Below are 23,995 nucleotides of genomic sequence, written 5' to 3' on the forward strand. Positions count from 1 at the left end.
CATTTAATATCAAATATATTACTTTTACTATGAATTAAATGTGTTTATAGGACTTTTCTAGATAAACAAGGTGCTAAATTAATTCTTAAGAAGTCATTACTATTTCATTTATCTAAAAATTGAAAAAATATGTGTAGATAGATATCATCTTAAATACATATATAATTAACTTTAATTTTCTGACAAGATTTCACATAATTCTTAAACTAATTTTTTACGTGCATTATGAAAAAAATTGCACCGTGTCAGTCTTTAAAAGATTATATATCATAACTTTAAGAGAGGAAGAAAAACTATGAAGATGAAAAGAAAAATCATTATGACAACAGCACTTGCCGCTACGTTAGCTACAGGTGCACTACCTACTACCTCGGTGTTTGCTGCAGAAAAAGAGGCTCCTATTCAACACAAAGAGGCACAATCGAGTATTCAACCTTTGGCACAAAATAATTTGGAAACAGCCGTTCAAGCTGCCCTAAATGGTCCAGAAGTCAAAAAAATTAAAGTATTTGAACATGAATTTAATGTAAAAGAAATAGAAGTAGTAAACCTAGGTGCAGGAAAAAAATATGTTAAGGGGCAAATTTCTCATCATTTAAGTTTTCGTCCAGATGATCAATTTTATTATGAGTTTACAGTACAAGATGGAAAGGTACTAGATAAACCTGTATTTAATATTGATAGAGGTGGTTGGACACCATTTGCCGCTCCACTTTTATCAATTCTTGCTGCGTATAATGGAATTCCAGTTAATCCAAATGATTTAAATACACTTGGTCAGCAAATTGGTAAAGTTATAGATGGAAGCTGGGAACATGCAGCCCAATCAATTGCAACTGTAGTTAGTCTAAGTTTTAATGAGTAGAATTTTTCAATTTTTATTAGCAGTGTAGAGATCCGCTTTTTGTAATCAGCCTTGTTATAAGAGATTCTAAAACAGCTATTAATAAATTTTTACCACTCAATCACATTATCTTGATTTTTTTACCACCTTATTATTCATTATATGTCACAAAATGGAAGTCTTTTTTAGGACTTCTGTTTTGTTTGTATTCAATGCAATAAACAGTTGTTTTTTTGGGAGGCTATACTTCGATTTTTCAATAATCCATTTGGCTATTAGAGACAATTTATAATAACAAATTATTAAAGTCTCAAATAACTTACTCCCCCTATTGTTAATTATTTTCAAATACAAAAATTTATTATCTTAAGAATGAAAAACAATAAATATAGTAAAAAATCATCTAACAATTGTTTAAAGGTCAGGAGAGAAAAAATGAACAAAATAAAAATGAGAAATTTCTTTAAAATTAGTATCCTTACTTGTATTACACTAGCAAGTTTAAGTACACCATCTACTATTTTAGCTAATAGTCATCCAGGTTACTCCTATGAATCCAATATAGGGTATCAAAATCCATCGTGGATGGCGAAAATAGAAGATTCAACAAAAATAAGTGAAATATCTATTCCAGGGACTCACGGTACAATGGCTTTACATGGAGCAAGTTTTATTGATGAAAATTTGACAAGAAATCAAACTATGAGTTTATCCCAACAATTAAATTCCGGAATTCGATATGTAGATATGCGTGTTAAACGTGTAAAAGATTCTTTTGCAATGTATCATGGTGTTGTAAATCAAAAAGCTGTGTTTGAAGATGTATTGAAAGAGACCATTCAATTTTTAAAAGCTCATCCAACAGAAACAATATTAATGCGCTTAAAAGAAGAAACTACTCCTGAAAATGGATCTCTATCATTTGAGGAGATATTTTTAAAATACAAAAACGTTAATGCTTCATATTTTTGGGATCCTAATTCCGTACAAACTTCAGATAGAAATAATCCTACTTTAGGAGATACCCGCGGGAAAATTGTAATCTTACAAAACTTTACATCCACTCAATTGTACGGAATTGATTACGAAGGTTTGAATATACAAGATAAATTTGAAATTGGAAGCGGACCAAACGAAATATACACAAAATGGATTGCGATAAAAAACCATCTACAAAATACAAATACTAACTTTAATAATGGAAAAATTTACCTCAACCATTTTAGTGGTACGGGGGGCGCAGCCGCATTTTTAAATAATGTATATCCTTGGTTTGTTGCAAGCGGAAAAGAAGGCAGAAATACTGACAGTAGTCCTAAATTGATTCAAACGAATTCCACTAATGCGTGGAGTGATTTCCCTCGCGATAGAAACGGACAAGTATACTATGGGGGGATGAATATACTTGGGACCGAACTCTTACAACAAGGCGCAATTAAACATTCTGGTATCATCGCAGCTGATTTTCCTGGTCCAGGTTTAATTGATAGTATCATTAAATTAAATGGTATACATTCAAATGAAAAAGAAATATTAATTTCGCAAATAGCATCTGAATCTAGTCCTTTATCAGGGCAACAAAATCGATCCAGCCAAAACTTTAAAATTGATAGTTTACCTGTAGGTACAAAAGAATTAAAATGGGTTATTGAGCCTTCAGAAAAAGATTATCCTTCTACTATTTCTTTCAATGTAATGATTGATGTTTCCCTGGGAATAGATTCCACTCGTTGGAAAAATATTTCACATGAATCTAAGACTGAAGCTTACACAAATACTAAATATTATATTGCAAGTCCAATTGGTGCCACTAGCAAATTCACAGTGAAAATTTACGCTATTACAAATTAGAAAAAAAGAATCCCAATGGAATTCCATTGGGATTCTTTTTTTAATTTCATTTCGTAAACATTAGGATAGCGATTAAATTTTATCCCGCGTTAACGGGCGCCCGTAAAAGCCCGATTGGTGAGGGCTGATAATCAGTGGGGGATGAACAAAACCTCCACTGATTACAGTTTCACTTTATTAACATATCATTTAATCCATTAGATAATTATATTTGGAACAGCCCTTAATTTTTAAAGAGCAATCCAAAATTGTAAACTATCTTTTTCAGCTTATCATTTATTCAAAACTGGCTTCCAAAGCGATAAAGCAAAAATCCAATTTGAGTCGCCATTTCCTTGATGATTTTGAACCGCTTCGTACACTTTCCCCTCATGTACTACTCTATCACCTTTAGTATATGCTTTTCTTGCATCCCATTTTTCATATGCGGAATTCTCTGACTTTGTTGTTACATTCAAAACATCACTTCTACTAGATTCATTTCCAGCTAAATCAACCGCCGTCACTACATAATTATACGATGTATTAGCCTTCAAATCTTTATCCATAAAGGATGTATTAGCCGCTGTTCCAATTTTATTCATAACCCCAGCGCTTTCTCTATATACAATATAATGGTCAACACCTACATTATCTTCTGACGGACTCCACATTAAATCAACAGTTGTCGATGTTGTACCCATACTATGTAATCCTTTTGGTTGAGTTGGAGCCTCCATATCGGGGATTGTATGTGTTGTCTTAACCTTCAGTTTTTCACTTTCTTTTGATATGTTTCCAGCAGAGTCTAATGCCTTTATTGTATAAGTATATTCCGTATCTGCTTTTAATTTTTTATCAATAAAAGTTGTACCTGGTACCGTATCAATTACTTCTCCATTACGTAACACTTGATATTCTTTTACACCTATATTATCAGTGGAAGCCTTCCATGTTATTTCAACACTATTGGCAGAAACTTTAGAGGCATTTAATTCAGTTGGTTGACTTGGAGCTACTGTATCAGGAGTTTCATTATTTACTAAATTTACATCAACTACATTATAAAAAGCATTTGACGTATCTGCTACATCCCATACAGCTAAAATAACATGATAACCATTACGATCAGTTGGTACATTAATTGTATGTGTTAAATTATTTGATGCAGCCGAACCGTCATGTTTCACAGTTCCGATTGGTTCTAATTCAGCACGTGTTAATGGTTTGTTAGGATCCCATCCCTTTTTTGTAATGTAATAATGCCATTTACTTGTAGAATGTGCTGCTGTATATTTCCATGTAAATGTATTTACTCCACCTTTAATTGTGTTTTTGAACCAACGATTTGATGTTTGTTGGTCAAGAATACCTCCAAACAACCCTCCTGCCGAAGCGATTTTCCCATCAATCGGTCCACTATCTGGAAATCCTTTAGGTGCTTCTAGACTTTGAGGTTCGTACATTACATTTCCACAATTTAAATTTAATACCCCATAATTCTGACTACATAAAGCAGCACGACTACTCGGCTTTTCAACAAACCCATGTGCATACGCACTTTGAGGAGCCATTGTGATTGCCGTCATGCCTGCAGCCAAAACACAAGCACCAATCCCCTTTTTACTTGTTCTTAATCTTTCCAATTTAGATGTTAATTTCAATTTCATTTTTGTCCCCCCAATATATTGCTTTCGCTAATATAATAGCAATATAAGGATAAACGAACAAATCATCAATTAATATATTAATATCTCTCATAAATTGGTGCATTTATTATTATTTTTAATCTCCTATAAAAATAAAGTAAATACAATTACGCAATTTTGTAACATTATGTATTAAAAGAAGAATAAAAACTCCGTTTAATTTCACAAAAAATTCAAATATTAAAACAAAAAAATTCCTCATATAGGAAAAATAAATTTTTTATATTACAAAAAGCAAAAAAGTCTGGAAGAAACCGATTATATCCGTTTCTTCCAGACTTTTTTGCTTTTATACCACTCACAAATCCTTTAACCTTAAACATTTACACTTGAGGTTAAAACACATATAATACCCCTACTAATTCAAACTAACGCTTAATTACTCATAAAATAGCTTAAGGTATCTAGCTTAACTGTATTTTCTTTATTAATAGCTATTTTCTATCCTGTATTTCCTTACTTTAAACAAATTATCAAGAGATTGTTAACGTTTAAGAAAAGAGAAAAGATTTAAAATCCCATTTTTAATTATCACATTTTAACAATTTATTATGTTATTTTTAGCTAATAAGGCACAGAAACAAAGGATGAACTTCAGTGTGCTTGAGAACGATTTTAGGGTGAAACGTTTAAAGGGTATTTTAGTACTGAGTTTTTATTAAATGTTCCTGTACCTAATATTTAAATTAACGTATGTCAAAATATTTTACAATACGAGTATTAAACGTTACATATTTTTATATAAAATGATACATTTCATCAACACACCTCTTCTGATCTTTATGATAAATATAGAAAATCCAGCTCTTTAGGATTTAATTTTAGAATTCTCATAAAAGTATATAATAGATTAGACACATAATTGTCACAAATTAATAGTTTATCTACTTTATGATTACCTATGAAAACTTTATTACCACTTCAATATTTACTGCTAAACTAAAGCACTCTATACCTACAATTTCTTAAAACCCTTTTAAATAATCTTTCAAAAGAGTCGATAGTTTTATATTTTTTATTTTTTTATTGTACATTTGTACATTTGATGTTAGGATTATGCCTATTAAAATTGAATCCTAACGATTCTTCTTTATAATCTCCATGTTTTAATTGTTAAATAAAAATATAGATTCTGATATATATTTAAAATCAGAACGAAAATGTCGTTATTTTACAATGATGTCGTGGAATACCTTTAGAATGGAAAGATATATGCAACAACGTGTTAAGGGGTTACAGGGGGAACAAAAATGAGAGACTTTTTTGATGATAAGTATAAAAATATTGAATTGAAAAGGAGGTTAATAAATTTAATAAGTGAAATTAGCGAATTCAAAGGAAAATTAGCTGCTTATCAGGAACAAAACAAGGACATATTTAATAGCTTAGAAAAAACTATACCACTACATTACATAAAAAATTTCACAACTATTTACGAGGATATAAAAGTTCCTAATAAAAGATTAAAAGAACTTATTTTAGATGATATCGTACCTCAAAATATTTCGGAAGATGCTATTTTTTGCTATTATCAAACACTTTCTTTTGTACATAAAAACTCCTGTACTTTATTAATCAATCCAGCAACTATACAGGAATTACATTTTCAACTAATACATTACATTACCTCTGACAGTGCCAAATGGCGTGAAAAACCTTTTATTATTCCAGGAATTCCAGAACATGGAATGCACTTGAATAGTTACCGCATTCTTCCACATGAACTTATTCCACAGTTTATGGAGCAATTATGTGATCAATACAACTCATTAAATACTAGTAAGGGGCTTCATTCACTTTTATTAATAGCTCGTTTTATATTAAATTTTTATTGCATAGTCCCTTTCAATCAAGGTAATAACAGGTTGGCATTTATGTTAATGCAATTGCTGTTAATTAAGAGTGGACATACATTTGTAAAATATGTATGTTTGGATAAATATATTAAGAAACATGAATCTGATTATTACAATTCGATTTATAAATCTTCGGTGAATTGGTACTGCGAGGAACATAATAATAGCTTTTGGTTAAAAACGTTTTTAACCATTATATTAGAGGCTTACAAAGATCTTCATAACACAGTTCTAGATTCTATATGTAAACATACTAAAGTTGAGAGAATTCAGGATTTTATACTTAAACAAAAACAACCCTTTACTAAAGAAAGTATTCGTAACACTTATCCAGACATTGCAGAGAGTACAATCAGTAAGGCTTTAAATTCCTTGCAACTGTTTGGCCATATTAAGCTAGTTACAAAAGGAAGAAATGCAAAGTGGATTAAAATTTGACCATACTTTCAAGACACCTGAGGTTCAAAAATTCAATAATAACTTTATCATTGAATTTCATTTTAATTTTAAGCTATTATTACTTTTTTAGTTATTTCTAATTCCAACAAAACAGTTTATAGGAAAAGGTCCGCTTCCCTCCGCCTTTTCCTATAATAAAATTAAATATAAACATAGAATAATTGTCGAAAAAAGTCGCATTTTAATATTTTTTCTTTATTTTCTGGTTGTAAACGTTTCACTTTCATGTTACCATCTTAATCAAACAATAGATGGTAACATGAAAGTATTTCTTTCCCTTAGAAACATATAAACGTACGGTAATATCAAGAAAATAAGGCCAAAGAAATATTTGATACCTACCAAAATAATTAATAGGAATTTTGTTGCGCTATTTTTTCTGATAATTAAGAAAATGCATTTTGTCCCTAAACAAAATTTGTTAGTGCGCAAAATTCAAATACACTAGAACACCCAAATAAATGAAAAATGAATTCTTCCTACAAAATTTAGCTGATTAACATAAAGACATCTAAATTACTACCTTTATCGCCATCTATTGTTGACAACATATTTACCAACTAAAAAAGAACCTATCAAGGGTTCTTTTTATTATAATCATTCAAATTTCAATTCTATCTTAATACTTAAATTTCCACACAAATTACATCTGCTTTTTGCTCTCAATTATTGAATTAATAATATAGCACATCAAATTTATTAATTCTTATCTCCAATTAGTTTAAATTAGTGAATAAAATTCAATCATATAAAAATAATAAATACAACTAATCGTTATATATTAAAGAGGTGTCAATTTTGTCCTTAAATGAAGAGACCTTAGAAACTAAGACAGATAAAACCATTGAAAAGATTCAAACAAGTAACTTAAAACAACTTAAAAATACACTAGATAATATCTTTGATATTAGTGCAGATTTAATTGAACATCCTTTGCAATTAAAAACAAACACGAATATTTTACTATATTATTTTGAAGGCCTTACAGATGGTGTTGCATTAAAAACCAATGTTGTTACACCATTATTACAAGAAGTAAATGAAGACAGTCAAATATTTAATTCTAATATTATTGCTACTCATACCAAAATAGTATATACATGGAATGAAATTAAAGAAGGGTTACTTGAGGGGCAATGTGTACTGTTTATGGAGGGAGAAAAGCGGTCACTTCTAATAAACACAAAAGGCTGGGCAGAAAGGGCGATTCAAGAGCCAATTTCAGAAGTTACTATTAAAGGATCCCATGATGGATTTATTGAAAATGCCACAAAAAATATAGGTCTTATTCGTCGATATATTCCTTCTACAGAGTTAAAGATCAAAAAGCTGACGATTGGAGAACGAGCCACTTCTATAGTCTATTTAATTTACTTAGGTGATGTAGCAAACGCAGATGTAGTCCAAGAAATAGAAACTAGAATCTGTAAAATCAAAACAGATGCGGTATTAAGTATTGGAGAGCTATCTAATTATACAAAAGATCAAAATTGGACTCCTTTTCCACAGGCTTATTTAAGCGAACGCCCAGACGCCATTTCAAATCATATACTTGATGGGAAAGTAGCAGTGTTAATGGATAGATCACCTGGTGCAATGGTTGTTCCTATGAATTTGATTGGATTTTTTCAAACCCCAGATGACTATAATATTCATTGGCTCATCGCATCATTTTTTCGCTTATTACGATTTGCAGGATTTATTATAGCTATTTTTTTACCCGCATTTTATATTGCTATAGTCTCTTTTCACTTTGAAATTATTCCTATAGACTTATACACTTCTATTGCAACATCAAGAGTCAAAGTCCCTTTCTCCCCCTTATTGGAAGCTTTTATAATGGAAATTACACTAGAAATGCTACGTGAAGCTGGCATTCGCTTACCACAACCAATTGGACAAACTATTGGAATCGTTGGAGGGATTGTAATTGGACAGGCGGCTGTTCAAGCTGGTCTTGTTAGTAACGTTATGGTTATTATCGTATCTATTACAGCCATTGCTTCATTTATTGTTTCTAATTATGATTTATCAAGTTCTATACGCCTTATCCGTTTTCCAATGATGTTATTGGCTTACTTTTATGGGATTGTAGGTATTGTTAGTGGATTAATGCTTTTATTTGCTCATTTTGTTTCACTAACTTCCTATGGTTCACCATATGGAATGCCAATCGCACCATTTCGTCTCCAAGAGTTAAAAGATTCTTTTGTAAGATTTCCTATTTCGATGATTACCACCCGCTCGAGTACAGGACAGCCGAAACAAAGAAAGAAAAAAGAAGGTGGTTAACATGGGAAATCTTAAGTTCCAAAAAGTAACTTTATTCGAATTTATTATTTTCATTCATTCGCTTCAACTTGCATCTGGTATGTTAATTATGCCAAGCCCCCTTGCTACTAATGCTGGCACAGATGGCTGGATTTCGATCATTCTCGGATGGATAGTTACTTCTATAATCGGGGTATTTATTATATTAATGTTACAAAAAAATCCTAACAAAAATTTCTCACAAATCTTAAAAACATACTTTGGTAAATGGATAGGGACAATTCTTTTTCTTGCATATGCCTTTTATCTATTTTTTGCTGGATTTAATACTTTATTAAAGGCAACCGATATTGTAAAAGTGTGGATATTCCCTTCCACTCCTGCTTATCAAATCACCATATTATTACTATTACCTTTTATTATTTTAACCCTGAGTGGGTTAAGGGCTCTTACTAGTTATTCTATGCTTGTTTTCTTCTTCACTACTTGGATGCCACTATTTCTTCTTTTTTCACTAAAGACTAACTACAATCCTTTACACCTACTACCTATATTTAAAGAAGGATTATACCCTATTGTAAAGGCAACAAAAGAAACCATTACTCCTTATGCTGGCCTAGAAATTGCATATTATATATATCCATTCTTACAAAAAAAGCAAAAAGCCATAAAAGGACTACTAATAGCGAATACTGGAACCATGTTTTTCTATCTATATGTTACTATTCTTTCTTATATATACTTTAGTCCAGAGGGGATAAAAGACGTAATCTGGCCAGTATTTCATCTGTTAAAAGGGGTTCGTTTTTCTTTCATGGAACGATTAGAAATTATATATATCGCTTACTATTTAATTGTATTTTCCACTACGATATATCCGTATTTATTTTTCAGTTTTGAATCTGTGGCCATTTCACTTCAAAAAAACGCCCGCAATTGGGCGCTGCTTGCTTTTATGTTATTTATAGTTGGCCTATTTATTTTCCTAAATCCCGATGTGGATCAATATTTGTTTATATATTCTCTTATGGATATCTTAAATGTCGTTTTCTTTATTCTATTACCAATCTTATTTTTCGCTTACAGTATTCTTTTTACTTGGATTACTAGGAGGAAACAACTTTGATTCGAAAATGGATATGGATTGTAATTTGTTGTGTATATATAATTGGTTGTAGTCAGAGAATTCCTCTTGAGAAGGTTTCATTAATCCTGTTAATTGGCTTGGATAGAACCCCTAATGGAGACATAAAAGTTGGAACAAGCATACCACTCTTTCATCATAAACAGCAAAAAAGTACTATAGAACATTGGACACAAGCATCAACTGTATATACTGGATTCAGTAAGATAGATACGAAGTTAACGGGCTTTATGACAGCTTCCAAAGCTGAAATCATTTTAATTGGAAAAAAATTAGCGCAAGAAGCAAATTGGCTGCAGGAGCTTGATTCTTCTTACCGTGACCCTTACGCTACCATTAATGCTAAAGTAGTACTTGTAGATGGACCTGCAGAACAAATTTTTACAATTCATAAGCCTAGTAAACCATCACTTTCATCTTATATAAATGGTGTAATCGAATCGTCAATTCAAAATAACCAATCCGTCTCTTCTACAATTCAACAATTAATGAGAGAACAAAATGAAGAAGGAATGACGCAAACTGTTCCAATTATCAAAAAAACAAAGAATGAAATCGATACAGTAGGAATTGCATTTTTAAATCGAAAAGGGAAATATTTAACTCATATCCCTAAAAAAGATGTTAAATTTTTCAATCTTATAAATAAGCAAAAAAGTAGCGGGCGAATGATACTACACCTTGCGCTTCCTCCTAAAAAGTCCAACAAAAAAACAAACACTTCTATATTCGTACAGAACGCGACAAGGAAGGTAGTTGTTAATTTTCAAAACGGAAAGTTTGTATTTAATCTCGATATTTACGCTAATGTAGCTTTAATAGAAAAAACCAATCCGAATTCAATTAAAGGGCACTATGATAATAAAAAAAATATAAATAATTTAAAAAGTGCTATTCAAAAAGAAATTAATAATAATTTACAAAATATGTTATATGAAATACAGCAGAATAAAATTGATCCAATCGGATTATCCCAATATGCTAGAGCATTTCAATATAAAGAGTGGAAAAAAGTAAAAGGAAATTGGTTGCAAGCGTTAGCAGAGGCTAAAATAACTGTAAAGACACACGTCAAAATAAAAGATACTGGAACCATTAGAAATTAGACTAGTCTATTCTTCTGCTTAAAATTATTTCTAAGTGGAATTTTCCATCTTCTATAATTATTATGTAAAAGATAATAACTCAAAGAAAAATCTACTGGTTAAATGCTAACCAATAGATTTTTCTTTTTTATCTAAGGATTCTTTTAAAGGCACAACAATTTTACTGTAGTAATCAAGAACTGGTTTCTAATTTAAGTTACTGGAGAGTATAATCCCTACCAACTTTCATCCCAATAGCAACTCAATGATATAACATTAAAGATATAACCCCTTAACTTAGGGATTTTGACTTTTCAAATTTATACCAATGTCTTAGCTCTATGTACTTTGATATATATGTCCACATCAATATGTTATTGCATCATATACTGAATAGATAATTTAAATTACTTTTAAAAAGGATGATGAGGATGAACCTAGATGATATACAAAAATCCTATGGCGTAATTGTAAGTTTAGGAGGATTGTGTCAAGTCACTAACCAAATCAAAAGGCACCATTTAAGAACATTTTCTGGACCTTTAGATTGGTTTTATTATCCATCACTTTCAGATGTAAACAGATTACTTCAAAATCGATTTGAAAAATTTATGAAGTTGGAAAATATGGTCATAGAAGGTTCAGAAAGTTACGGTCTTATTGAATCAGAATTTGATAATCAAACTAAATGGGCAGAACGAATTACCTATTGTATAAAGGACACTTATTATAATTGTTTTTCAATGCATGACTTTCCTATTGACTCAGAAAAGGATTGGAAATCAACCTATCCTTCTTTTAAAGCTAAATTAGACACTAGAATTAATCGATTCCTTGAAAAAATAAATAGTAGTGAATCAATTTTATTCATTAGGATTTGGGGAAATCGAGATGAAGCGGTTGAATTAAAAAACGTATTATCCGAAATTACAAATAAAGATTTTAATATTCTTATTGTCAATTTTAAGGAGGATATATCTAATATCGTTGAACAAAATTGGGGAATATCGAGGGTTTGTTCAATTGAACTCCCACGTTATCAGGATAGATGGGAAGGTGATGATTCCGATTGGAATTATATTTTAAATAAAATAACATTAACTTAATACTTTTCTTCTTACTTTTAACATGATTTTTCCAGTAAATTAAAATAGGTGTAGAGAAATAAAATTCCCATCTAATTGATACACACTTAATTAATAAACCGTTCATATAATAACTCATAAGTCCTTCTTTATTGAATAAATGGTTCTTTACAAAATTGATTCCATCACTAGAGCACCTTTATACGGTGCTCTTTTTTAAATTTGTAAAATCTACAATGTAATATTTGTTCACTCTTCCTTTAAATAGTTAATTTCCTTCTTAGATTTTTCATTATAAGCTTCTTTAATTCCCTTGATTCCCCTCCCCTTCTTTTATCTTACAAACAAGTAATTTCTTTCATTAGTATTAAATAAAATAAAGCATTGATTTTAGAATAACCTAATTTACATAAGATTGAGAATAAACTACAGTGCGTATTCTTCACGTTTAATCAGCATTTGAATTATAAATCTAACATATATTTTTTAGTTGATTGTCATTATGGTACAACCGTGTATACATTTATCAAACAAACTACATAGTTTAAATTAGTAAAATATATAGAGAGGAAGGAAAGAAATTTATGAAAGTCATAATTTTGTGTGGCGGAAAAGGGCTTCGGATGCAAGGAATTTTAGAGGACATTCCCAAACCATTAGTTCGAGTTCAAGGAAAGCCTCTCCTCTTGCATATAATGAATTGGTATAGAAAATATGGACATTCTGATTTCATTTTGCCCCTAGGATATAAAGGTGAGAAAATTAAAGAATATTTTATGGACTTTAGCTGGAAAGAGAATGACTTTAGTTTGAATTTTAAAACCAATCAATATACGCTACTTCAGGAATTAGAAAATTGGAATATACACTTTATAAATACAGGAATTGATACAATGACCGGGGCAAGGCTAAAAAAACTTGAACCCTTTGTACAGGATGAAACCTTTTTATTAACTTATGGCGATGGATTAGCAAATATAGATATTGATCAACTAATAGCATTCCATAAAGAAAAAGGAAAAATTGCTACATTAACTGGAATTAAAAAAAATAGTCAATATGGCCTATTGACGGTCGAAAATGGAATTGCTATTGATTTTAAAGAAAAACCATTACTTGATGAAGTAATTAATGGCGGTTTTTTTGTATTTAACAAAGAAATATTCGATTATTTAGGTGATAGTGATGATTGTGTTCTAGAAGAAGATCCTCTTCGCAATTTAATAAAAGACAATGAGCTCGCAGTCTATGAACACAATGACTTTTGGGCTAGTGTCGATACACCTAAAGATTTAAAAACTGTAGATGAAAGTTGGAATCCTAATAAATTTTAGTGGAGAGGACTGAATAAACATTGAACTCTAATGATAAAAAAATAAGTTTACCTCGATTGTATATCCCCTCTAATGAGAAAATAGTTAACCCGCTTTCAACAGGAATTAAAGCTTCAAATCTCTCCAAAAAAAATACTCAAAAAAGAATGAATCCCCAATTCTATAATCAACAACATGATCTAAATAATCATTTCTGTGTCATTGTAGGTAATGAATATGTCTTGAAAATCATTGCTTTACAGCAATCATTAATGCAGTACTCAGAAAAATTCACATTGTGGATTTGTTGTATAGACCCTTTTGCATATTCACTATTAAAAGAAATGAATTTAATTAATGTAAACCTTTTACAAGTTGAAGAATTAGAAGATAGTGAACTAAAAGCAATTAAAAGAAAAAGAAAAGTAAATGAATATTGTTGGACTTTAAAATCTGTCTTGATAGAATATTTATTGGTCAATTATGATTTACCATCTATTCTATATTGTGATGGTGATTTATGCTTTTTCTCTGATCCTAATATTATTTTTGAGGAATGGGGTGAATACTCTATTTTCCTTACCCCCCAAAGAGATCGTGATTGGGTAGAAAAAATGTATGGAAAATATCAGGCTGGGCTAATTGGATTTAAGAATGATCTCTATGGACTAAAAAGTGTAAGATGGTGGAAAAATAAATGTCTAGATTGGTGCAGTGCCGAGGCTGAGGAGGGGAAATTTGGAGACCAAAAGTATTTAGATTATATCCCTATATATTTTCCAAAAGTAAAAATTTCAAATAACTTAGGTATAAATGCTGCGCCTTGGAACTGTATATATAATAACGATTATAAAATTGACAAGACTAAAAACGATGTATTTATTGAAAACGACAAACTAGTTGTTTACCATTTTGCATGTATTACTATCTTTAATGAAAATGATTTTGATCTTTGGTCTTTAGGAGCAATTTCAATACCCAATAATATATTAAACCATATTTACACTCCGTATTTAGAGAGAATTCAATTTGTTTTAAATCAATTAAAAAATAAATTCAATAAAGATACTAAACAATTTTTAAGTAAAAAAGATATAAATAAAGCTCAAACCTTATATAAAGATTCACAATTAAGAAGAAAAATGAATCAATCCAATCATTTTATGAACTTTTCCATGATTATAAGTAAAGAACGATTAATTCAAGGATTGACCTCTTATTATTCCTTAGAAAATTTCAACGCTAAATTTACTGTATGGATTTGTTGTATGGATGATTTAACTTATCAAATATTAGAGACATTAAAATTAAAGCACGCCATACTAATTCCAGTAAAAGATATTGAAAATCATGAACTCCTCAGTATAAAAAATGATAGAAGTTTACAAGAATATTGTTGGACATTAAAAGCGCCCCTATGTCTACATGTCCTTAGTCTTTATCCGGAAGTTGATCACATTATATATTGTGATGCTGATATGTATTTCTTTACAGCACCTAATATCATTCTTGATGAATGGTGGAAATACTCTGTATTCCTTTGCCCTCAAAGAAGCTCTACTGAAATTGAAAACATACACGGTATATATCAAGCTGGTTTAGTAGGCTTCAAAAACGATCAAAATAGCAAAGAAATTTTAACATGGTGGAAAGATAAATGCCTAGAATATTGCAATAATCATTATGATGTTGAAATGAATAGATGGGGTGACCAAAAATATTTAAATCACATTCCTAACATCTTTTCTAATATAAAAATCATGACTCATAAAGGTATTGATGCAGCACCTTGGAATGTCATTTTAAATAGCAGTTCTATATCAAAAACAGATAAAAAAGTTTTTATTGATCAAGATGAATTAATAGCTTTTCATTTTGGAAGTATGCAAATTATTAATCCAAATGAGTTCGATTTATGGAAACAAGAAACTTTAGAATTACCTCCAGAAGTTTTAGATTATATATACATTCCTTATATTGAACAATTGAACAAGACATATCTTATCCTTCATAATACTTTTCAAAAATCCCCCTCCTCTTTATTTGCTGACCAAATTGATACAACGACAATAAAAAATTATTTTAAATACTCCTCCCCTCATTACAATTAAGACTGATACTCTCCTTATTTAAAAATAAATCTTAATAAAGGATAGATTTTCACTATGATTACTTCATTTAAAAATAAAACTTTCCTTATTACTGGTGGATACGGTTTTATTGGTTCTCACTTGGCACGAAGACTTTTAAATTTACAAGCACGAATTGTTCTTTTCATAAGAACACCATCAAATTTTTGGAGACTAAAGGATATTATAAAAAATATTGAAACCTATGAAATAGATATACGAGATAGAAAACAAGTACAGGATGCAATAAAGAAAGTTAATCCGGATTATATCTTTCACCTGGCAGCCTATGGTGTAAATTCTGCCCATACAGATTACATGCATGCTATAGAAACAAATATTATAGGGACATGTAACATTATTCAAGCAGCAAAATTGGTGAATTGTAAAAAAATTATCAATTTTGGGAGTAGTTCTGAATACGGTAACAAGATGGAACCTATTCATGAAAATATGTTACTAACTCCTGTGGATATCTACGGAAGTACCAAAGCTGCTGCTACTATACTCGCCCATCAAATTGCTAGCGAAAACAGCATTAATCTTATAACATTAAGACCTTTTGGCATATTCGGAGAAAGCGAGGAGCCACATAAAATTTTTAGCTATATAATCTTGCAAGTATTACAAAACAAAGATGTAAATTTAACTTTCTGTAATCAATTAAGAGATTATTGTTATATAGAAAATATAATAGATGCCTGTATCCTAGCAGTAGAGAATACTACTGTACAAAATGAAATCTTTAATATTGGGAGTGGCACTATTTACCCCTTGAAACATTATGTAGAATTATTATTCAAACATTTGAAAACCAATTCCAGACCAAATTACGGTGCAATTCCATCTAGAACGAATGAAAGATGGGTTCCTGAAGCAGATGTGCAAAAAATAAAAAACTCTCTTTCCTGGGAACCTAGAATTAATATTGAAGAAGGAATTATAAAAACTGTTAATTGGTATAAAAATAATAAACATTTATACCTAATCCCCTAAAAATAGGGTACTAAAGGAGGTGGACTAATTGTTAAATCAAAACTTTAATAATGCTTTTTACGGAAAGACAATTTTAATTACTGGACATACTGGTTTTAAAGGTTCTTGGTTATCCCTATGGTTGAATGAATTAGGTGCTACTGTAATCGGATATTCATTGGATCCTAAAAATAAAAATGATAACTTTAACATTACTAACCTTCAAAACAATATAATTGATATTCGTGGAGACATTAGGGATTTTAATAAATTAAATAAGGTTTTTACAGATTATAAACCTGAAATTGTATTCCATTTAGCTGCCCAACCTCTAGTTAAGTATTCATATGAATATCCTAGAGAAACATACGAGGTAAACGTTGTAGGAACTATGAATGTACTAGAGGCAATTCGATTACATGAATCAGCTAAAATAGGAATTATGGTGACAAGTGACAAGTGCTATGAAAATAAAGAATGGCCTTGGGGTTATCGTGAAATTGATCCTATGGGTGGCCATGACATATATAGCTCAAGCAAAGGATGCTGCGAACTTTTAATTTCTTCCTATCGAAATTCTTACTTTTCAGAAGAAAACTTTTCTCACCACAAGAAAATAATTGCAAGCGTTCGAGCTGGTAATGTAATTGGTGGTGGTGATTGGTCAATAGATAGAATTATTCCTGATTGTATACGAGCATTAGAATCAAACAAAAAGATTATTATTAGAAACCCTACTGCTATTAGACCCTGGCAACATGTACTAGAACCCTTAAGCGGGTATTTACTCCTTACAGAAAAAATTATAAATAATGGTATCCTTTATTCAGGAGCATGGAACTTCGGGCCATCCTTAAGCAATATTGTTCCAGTAGAAAAATTAGTGACAAGTTTACTAGATATTTGGGGCTGTGGGGATTGGACTGCAGAAAATATAGGCGCAATAAATTTTCATGAAGCAAATTTACTAAATCTTGACATTAGCAAAGTAAAATTCAATCTTGATTGGCAACCAAAATGGTCCCTACAACAGACTTTAGAAAATACAATAGAATGGTATAAACATTATAATTCTTACACCAGTTCTGAGATGATAAATCTATGTATTAGCCAAATCAAACAATATTGCATGCTTTGAACTACTCCCACTTACTCATACTTGCTGTGAGTTCCTTATGGAGGGAGTCTTCTTGGTTAAAATAATAAAAGACACATTAATTTTTATAGTCTAAATTATAAACCTACTATACCTAAAATGATGTGATTGTCCATTAACAAAGATTTTATTTCTTCGATTATTTCAAATCAACTATTGACATTATACTGAAGAATAAAGGAATCACATATTTTTCTAGTGATTCCCTTGTTATGAGAAAATACTGTCTTGCTTTAACGACAATACAGTATATGCGATTATTAATTTATTTGTTCTAGTTATGAGAAAATCTATTCCTGTCAAAAGAGCTTTCTTCAAAGAAAAACTTCCTATTTTCTTCTACTTACCCTACCCGAAAAGTAACTAAGTTGAAAATTCCAATAATTATATCTACTATTATAGAATTATACTGAGCTTTAACAATTTTATAATTATCCCCTTCTTGTAGCTATTCCACTAAAGTTCATGCTTATGATTCTCTTATTTATTATCACCAATGTCGATGAATTCATGCATTGCTTATTCTATACACAAATTGCTTTTTGAATTATCTTTTCAGAATAAGTAAAGAAGGCTTTCTCTTTTATGCACTTCTCCCCTACCAGTCTTTAATTTTCCTTTAATCAACATTTAGAACAAATCTTCCAATATAATAGTACATCTTCTATAAAACAAAACCATAAGTAAGATAATTTCACTATTACAAATAATGAGATAGTCTGTTTCACCTTTTTACATTATCCAAAAGAAGAACTTGTAGAAATTCTTACAAGTTCTTCTTTTGTTTTCTTTATTCTTTTCTTATTTACATACGCAAGATTTATACATTTGGTGGTGATACATACTATATGTATCCGATAAAATAATTTAAAAATTAATACGTAATTGATCCGTTTTAAGAAAAGAAAATTTCATAAATCTTCAATCACAGTTTCTAAGTTCACCTGATAGAACGTATAAAGACTCATATTATCTTTTGATAATTTTCGGATGTTTTATTATGAGTATATTCGACATAAATTGATTATTTTTTCTGAATTTTCTTGAAAAATATTGTAATATCACTCCATTTTTTCTTCTATTTTGTTATGATGTTTATAATTAAATTGGATTAGGATTTTTTTAGAAAATGGGGGCGTATATTATGAGTGTTTCAGTAAAGGGAAATGAGCAATTAACCTCTCTATTGAACGACTGGTATCGAGCAATGCTATCTCAACAAGTTATAAAAGCTACTAATCTAAAAAAGAAAATTGATGAAAAAATTAATAAGTTAAGCATTGAACCGGATCAAGAACATCAGGATCAAAATTTGTTACTATACTATTCACTACTCGAATTTCGTTACAAGGTCTTAACAGATAGCCTTGGTATTCAACAAAATAGTTTTGATACTATTAGCGATTATGATATGCCTACAGATCAATTTCTACGATTCTATTATCACTTTTTCAAATCCATTCATTCCACTTTTATATCAAATTATACTGAGGCAGAAGAACATTATAAACTAGCAGAAAAAATATTGGTAGCTATACCAGATGAAATTGAACATGCTGAATTTTACTATAGAATTGCTACTTTCTATCACCATACCTATAACAATCTCGCTTCTATCGAATACGCAAATAAATCGAGAGCAATCTTTTCAAAGTATGAAGGTTATGAGGTAAAAACAGCCTTTTGTAATAGTTTACTAGGTGGTTGCTGCATCTATTTAAAACAGTACGAACAAGCAGAAGAATATCTACATTGTGCAATTGATTTACTACAAAAAAATAGGGAAGAAGATTCCTTGTTATATGTAAAAAATACTATGGGGTGGCTGTATTCTGATCAAAGTATGTCTACTTTAGCTATTCGTCACCTTTCAGAAGTAACAGAGAAAATCCCTACACACTTCAAGGCCATCTTCCTACAAGCTAAGGAACATTATAAATTAGGAGAACAATCAACGGCCAGCCAACTCATTGATAAGGGATTACAGATTTGCAGAAAAATTCATAACGAAGAATACACACACCACTTCTCTATTTTAAAAAGATTAAACGAAAATATTCCATTGGAAGAATTAGAAAAAATCATTCAAGAAGGAATCTTATACTTTAAGGAAGAAGAATTATGGGAATATGTTGTCGAATACGCTGAATTATTTGCCACAAAATGTAGACAATTAGAGAACCACCAAAAAGTAAGTGACTATTTCCATATTTGTTATCAAGCAAGACAAAAATCAATTGCAAAAGGAGTGTTAAAATAATGAAAAAAATTAGCTTATTATTATCAGGCATTGCTTTTATTGGGGTATTAACGGTGGGAATTTTTCAGTTTTCTAAAACAGATCAGCTTGCTACTCATGGGCATTATCCTGCTCCTTCATATAGTGTTGGCGATTATGGTGGTGCACCCCCACAAATTTAATGTAAATGTATTTAAAAACCCTCCAAATGGAGGGTTTTTAAATGGGTTTTCTGCCTGTTCAATACGCGCATAGAGAGTATATATTATACTTATTTACTATGCATTTCCACTCTGTAACAAGATTCTAGCATTCTCTCCTAGAATCTCAACTTAAATCTTAAATCCACCAATTAACTCTTGAAGTTCTTCTGCCATCTGTGCTAATTGTATTGCTGAAGAATTTATCTCTTCCATAGAAGCATGTTGTTCCTCAGATGAACCAGCAATCGTTTGCATACTTGAAGAATTCTCTTTTACAGCCATAGCTATTTGATCAATCGATGTATCGACTTTCATTGCATCAGTAGTCATTGTATTAGATAGTTCCACCATACCATGCACTTTTGACACAATATCATTTGCAGATTTTGAAATCTCATAAAAACTTTGCTTTGTATCGTTCGCAACTTTAATTCCCGACTGTACCTCTACTCCCACTTCATTCATAGCTTTTACAGTCTCATGTACGTCTGCTTGTATTTCCTTAATTAAGCTTCCAATTTCCATCGAAGATTCGGATGATTGCTCTGCTAGCTTCCTAACTTCATCCGCAACAATTGCAAACCCTCGACCCTGTTCTCCTGCTCTAGCTGCTTCAATTGCTGCATTCAATGCTAATAAATTTGTTTGTTCCGCAATATTTTGAATCGCTTCTAATATACTTCCAATTTGTTGCGATTTCTTATCTAATAATTTTATTACATTATCGGATTGAGAAACAGAGTGATGGATAGACTGCATTTGTGCTACAGTTTGTTCTACTAATTGTTCACCTTCATTGGCTTTTTGTTTTGTGTATATGGATGAAGCCGATACTTCAGATGCATTCTCAGCTACATATTGAATATTTCGTGTTACCTCACCAATTAATTCAGCTCCAGACTCAACTTCATTATTTTGAACTTCTGCACTGTTCGAGATTTCTTCCATCTCTTTTGTAATTTGTTCTGTCGCAACACTTGCTTGCTCTACACTAGCAGTTAGTTCCTCAGAAGACGCAGCTACATGTCCTGCAGATGTGTTAATTTGAGAAATAATATTACGTAACGACTCTGCCATTGTATTGAAACTACCACCTAATTGACCAAGTTCATCCTTTGAACGAATATCTATTTTCTCGGTTAAATCTCCTTGACTAATTCTTTGAGCTGAAATGACTAATTGTCTTAGTGGAGTAATTATAGATCTGAGTATGAATAGAATTACAATTCCACCTAACAATAATGAAGCCCCTATTATAGTGAACGTTTTATAAAAAATAGGATTAGTAGCTTCTTCAATTTCTTTCGTAGGCATTACGCCAGCTATTTTCCAACCTGTTTTTTTATTTGTCTTAAAGCTTATGTTTCGATCTTCGCCATTGAGGCTATAAGTAATTACTCCATCTTCTGTCTTGTACAATTCATCCGCTAAAGTTTTCTCTAATTTCTCTCCAGGCTTTAGTGATGGATGAACAACTATAGTTTTATCTTGACTAACTATAGATACAAATCCTTGCTTTCCAATTTTTATCATTTTGGATGTTTTTACGATATCTGTAATATTCAAATCTACGCCAATGACACCACTTTTATCTGCATTTTGCTTTGCAATTGCAATTACCATATTTCCTGTAGACTTTGATTTATAGGGAGATGAAACAATAATCTCTCCATTTGCTTTTACTGCATCCTTATACCAACTACTTTCTAACGGATTAAACCCTTCTGGTATTTTACCAACAGGTGCATGAATAAATTGATTGTTACTGGATGCCGTATAAATCGTTTCTATCTCTGGATGTAACTGTATATATTGATCAAATTTACTCTGTACATTTTGCGATTGTTCAGGATTATAATCCCCTTGTGTGAGTACCTTTGCAAAATGAGTGACATCTGTATGCTTATTTTCTAATTCATCATCAACAATCTTGTCTAAAATAATTATATTATCTTTTGCTGATTGTAGAATTGTTTCATTAAGATCTGTTTTTGCTTTATTATAAGATGATACTCCTACGATAAGGCTTGGTATAATTAATATTGCTATAAATGCCATAGACAACTTCGTTTTAAGCTTTATTTGTCCCAATCTTTCTTTTATATTAAACACTAGATACTTCTCCTTTTCATTTTTACTACTTATATAGTTCATTTAAATTTTATCCTATATTTTTCCATATTCATTTATGGTACCATTCGAAATGAAATCACAATTACATCCTATCATCCGCACTTTACCATTTAGCGATTTAAATTTCACAGGCAGAGTTTTATCTGTCCTCCTTTCGAATATGTTTTTTTCTAGATTCAGCAATTATTAGACTACGAATTATTCCAAATAAATTGGATACAACATATACTTCATTTTAAAAATAATTATTGGATTTGTTTGGATAAAAATCTAGTTTAGCGCTAATCCAATCAGATGAAATCCTTACCATAATAAATTAACTAAAACATAAATTCTAAATAGCTGAATAAAATAAATTAGAGAATTACATTGTAACACGTATATACAAGTTTGTAATATTAAAATTTAAAACTTTACTATATTTCATATGCAATATTACATGTGAAAAGCCCTATTTTTTTTGTTATACTATGCATGTGGATTTTTCATTCAAAAATCTACCCAAACGCATATTTATGTATATGCCACCCTAATTGATGAAAGTGAGAAGAATGTTTATCATTTTTCTCACTTTTTTATATTTTAACTGTTTGGTTGTACAAAAATCTTTAGACATTTTATATTTAAATCTTAATAATCTACACCTGTGAATAGTATTATAAAAATAAACTTACAAAGAGAATTAAACTTCTAAATTTAATCTTTGGAATCATTTATTTTCTAAAAAACAATCCCACATCTTTATCAACTCATTTTAGAATATTCAAACAATAATTTTATATACATTACCTGCATAAATTATTCTTTTTCTTTTATATAAGACTTACTTTTTTACTTCTGATAAATTATTAAACATTGGATTATTATACACGTCCCCAAAAACATGAGGTATTTTGTAGAATTTTGTCTATCAATATGTATGTACACCCTTTTGTAGTGGATATAGACTGTGAGGTGTAAGGAGATACCTTACAAAATAATAAAAAGGAGATTATAGAATGAGTAGATTAACAAAATTCTCAAAGTTAGTATTTGCAACTTTAATCGCGGGAAGTAGTTTAAGCACAATTGTTTCGTCACACAGTGTACAAGCTGACACCTTAGATCCTAATTACCAAGACACTGTAAAATTTATATCACCTTCTAGTGCTAGGCCAACATTGGAACAAAAAAACACTATTGTTCCAGATGCAAAAGTTGTTAAAAACCATTATGTAAAGTACTCTAAAGCACATTTCCAAACTAAAGAAAGTATACCAAAAGAGATTTATTATTCTTCAGAAGGCTTTAAGGGCTATATACAGGCAAGTACTGTTTGGGATATGGGAGATCATTTCGCAACACTATATTCCGGAACCGTTATTCGATGTTAGACTTTTAATCCATTCTCTCCTAATGCTTAAAATGATCACTAGCTCACTGCCAATACTGTAATATCTATTGTTCAAAAAATAAACCACAAAATCCTTCGATTTCATGGTTTATCAAATATAAAGATAATGCTAAACGAATACTCTAACATTACCTTCCCCAAAGTTAATTATAGAGTATTTTCAAAAAAAAG

At 30.5% G+C, this 23,995-nt stretch carries 16 protein-coding genes; 14 read left to right on the forward strand and 2 right to left on the reverse strand.

Annotation, left to right across the window (positions count from 1 at the left end; translation table 11 throughout):
- The first annotated feature begins 295 nt into the window (after nucleotides 1–295).
- Together DOS87_RS19675 and DOS87_RS19680 are read left to right on the forward strand one after the other, a co-directional pair.
- Nucleotides 296–865, forward strand: coding sequence for a hypothetical protein (locus DOS87_RS19675; RefSeq protein WP_000782791.1), 570 nt, complete (start codon nucleotides 296–298; stop codon nucleotides 863–865).
- A 414-nt stretch (nucleotides 866–1,279) separates the two neighbouring features.
- A complete protein-coding gene (locus tag DOS87_RS19680) occupies nucleotides 1,280–2,695 on the forward strand; it encodes a phosphatidylinositol-specific phospholipase C (RefSeq protein ID WP_016098781.1) in 1,416 nt (471 codons plus the stop codon).
- A 272-nt stretch (nucleotides 2,696–2,967) separates the two neighbouring features.
- Here the strand turns inward: DOS87_RS19680 and DOS87_RS19685 are convergent, their stop codons facing one another.
- On the reverse strand, nucleotides 2,968–4,344 hold the full coding sequence (locus DOS87_RS19685; RefSeq protein ID WP_000769024.1) for a lytic polysaccharide monooxygenase: 1,377 nt from the start codon (nucleotides 4,342–4,344) through the stop codon (nucleotides 2,968–2,970).
- Nucleotides 4,345–5,633: 1,289 nt separating this feature from the next.
- Between DOS87_RS19685 and DOS87_RS19690 the strand changes: the two genes are divergently transcribed.
- The 11 genes from DOS87_RS19690 (at nucleotide 5,634) to DOS87_RS19740 (ending at nucleotide 20,277) form a co-directional block, all read left to right on the forward strand.
- On the forward strand, nucleotides 5,634–6,677 hold the full coding sequence (locus DOS87_RS19690) for a Fic family protein (protein WP_001204206.1): 1,044 nt from the start codon (nucleotides 5,634–5,636) through the stop codon (nucleotides 6,675–6,677).
- A gap of 819 nt (nucleotides 6,678–7,496) precedes the next feature.
- Entirely contained in the window at nucleotides 7,497–8,990 is a 1,494-nt protein-coding gene (locus DOS87_RS19695; RefSeq protein WP_000055704.1) for a spore germination protein, read from the forward strand.
- 1 nt (nucleotide 8,991) lies between these two features.
- Nucleotides 8,992–10,095 carry a GerAB/ArcD/ProY family transporter gene (locus tag DOS87_RS19700; RefSeq protein WP_000527367.1) on the forward strand — a complete coding sequence of 368 codons (1,104 nt, stop codon included), beginning with the start codon at nucleotides 8,992–8,994 and terminating at the stop codon, nucleotides 10,093–10,095.
- The gene (locus tag DOS87_RS19705) at nucleotides 10,092–11,219 is read left to right on the forward strand and encodes a Ger(x)C family spore germination protein (RefSeq protein WP_074789815.1); all 1,128 of its coding nucleotides are present in this window, start codon (nucleotides 10,092–10,094) and stop codon (nucleotides 11,217–11,219) included. Before DOS87_RS19700 ends, DOS87_RS19705 begins: the two co-directional genes overlap by 4 nt.
- Before the next feature lie 410 nt (nucleotides 11,220–11,629).
- Nucleotides 11,630–12,304, forward strand: coding sequence for a papain-like cysteine peptidase (locus tag DOS87_RS19710; protein WP_001046794.1), 675 nt, complete (start codon nucleotides 11,630–11,632; stop codon nucleotides 12,302–12,304).
- Nucleotides 12,305–12,867: 563 nt separating this feature from the next.
- Nucleotides 12,868–13,617, forward strand: a complete 750-nt coding sequence (locus DOS87_RS19715; protein ID WP_000864426.1) for a sugar phosphate nucleotidyltransferase — start codon at nucleotides 12,868–12,870, stop codon at nucleotides 13,615–13,617.
- Between the two features lie 20 nt (nucleotides 13,618–13,637).
- A complete protein-coding gene (locus tag DOS87_RS19720) occupies nucleotides 13,638–15,707 on the forward strand; it encodes a glycosyl transferase (RefSeq protein ID WP_208730115.1) in 2,070 nt (689 codons plus the stop codon).
- A 54-nt stretch (nucleotides 15,708–15,761) separates the two neighbouring features.
- On the forward strand, nucleotides 15,762–16,721 hold the full coding sequence (locus DOS87_RS19725; protein ID WP_000633065.1) for an NAD-dependent epimerase/dehydratase family protein: 960 nt from the start codon (nucleotides 15,762–15,764) through the stop codon (nucleotides 16,719–16,721).
- 28 nt (nucleotides 16,722–16,749) lie between these two features.
- Nucleotides 16,750–17,838 (forward strand): CDP-glucose 4,6-dehydratase, encoded by a 1,089-nt coding sequence (gene rfbG, locus DOS87_RS19730; RefSeq protein WP_208730116.1) that lies wholly within the window; start codon nucleotides 16,750–16,752, stop codon nucleotides 17,836–17,838.
- Between the two features lie 1,162 nt (nucleotides 17,839–19,000).
- The gene (locus tag DOS87_RS19735; protein WP_000116956.1) at nucleotides 19,001–20,116 is read left to right on the forward strand and encodes a Rap family tetratricopeptide repeat protein; all 1,116 of its coding nucleotides are present in this window, start codon (nucleotides 19,001–19,003) and stop codon (nucleotides 20,114–20,116) included.
- Nucleotides 20,116–20,277 carry a hypothetical protein gene (locus DOS87_RS19740; protein WP_000724107.1) on the forward strand — a complete coding sequence of 54 codons (162 nt, stop codon included), beginning with the start codon at nucleotides 20,116–20,118 and terminating at the stop codon, nucleotides 20,275–20,277. The genes DOS87_RS19735 and DOS87_RS19740 overlap by 1 nt, the downstream gene beginning before the upstream one ends.
- A 150-nt stretch (nucleotides 20,278–20,427) precedes the next feature.
- Here the strand turns inward: DOS87_RS19740 and DOS87_RS19745 are convergent, their stop codons facing one another.
- Nucleotides 20,428–22,410 carry a methyl-accepting chemotaxis protein gene (locus tag DOS87_RS19745; protein ID WP_208730117.1) on the reverse strand — a complete coding sequence of 661 codons (1,983 nt, stop codon included), beginning with the start codon at nucleotides 22,408–22,410 and terminating at the stop codon, nucleotides 20,428–20,430.
- A gap of 1,019 nt (nucleotides 22,411–23,429) precedes the next feature.
- On the opposite strand from DOS87_RS19745, the gene DOS87_RS19750 reads away from it, so the two are divergent.
- Nucleotides 23,430–23,804, forward strand: coding sequence for a hypothetical protein (locus DOS87_RS19750; protein ID WP_000088964.1), 375 nt, complete (start codon nucleotides 23,430–23,432; stop codon nucleotides 23,802–23,804).
- The last annotated feature ends 191 nt before the right edge of the window (nucleotides 23,805–23,995 follow it).

The organism is Bacillus sp. CR71 (genome assembly GCF_003429245.1).
Taxonomy (GTDB): Bacteria; Bacillota; Bacilli; order Bacillales; family Bacillaceae_G; genus Bacillus_A; species Bacillus_A thuringiensis_S.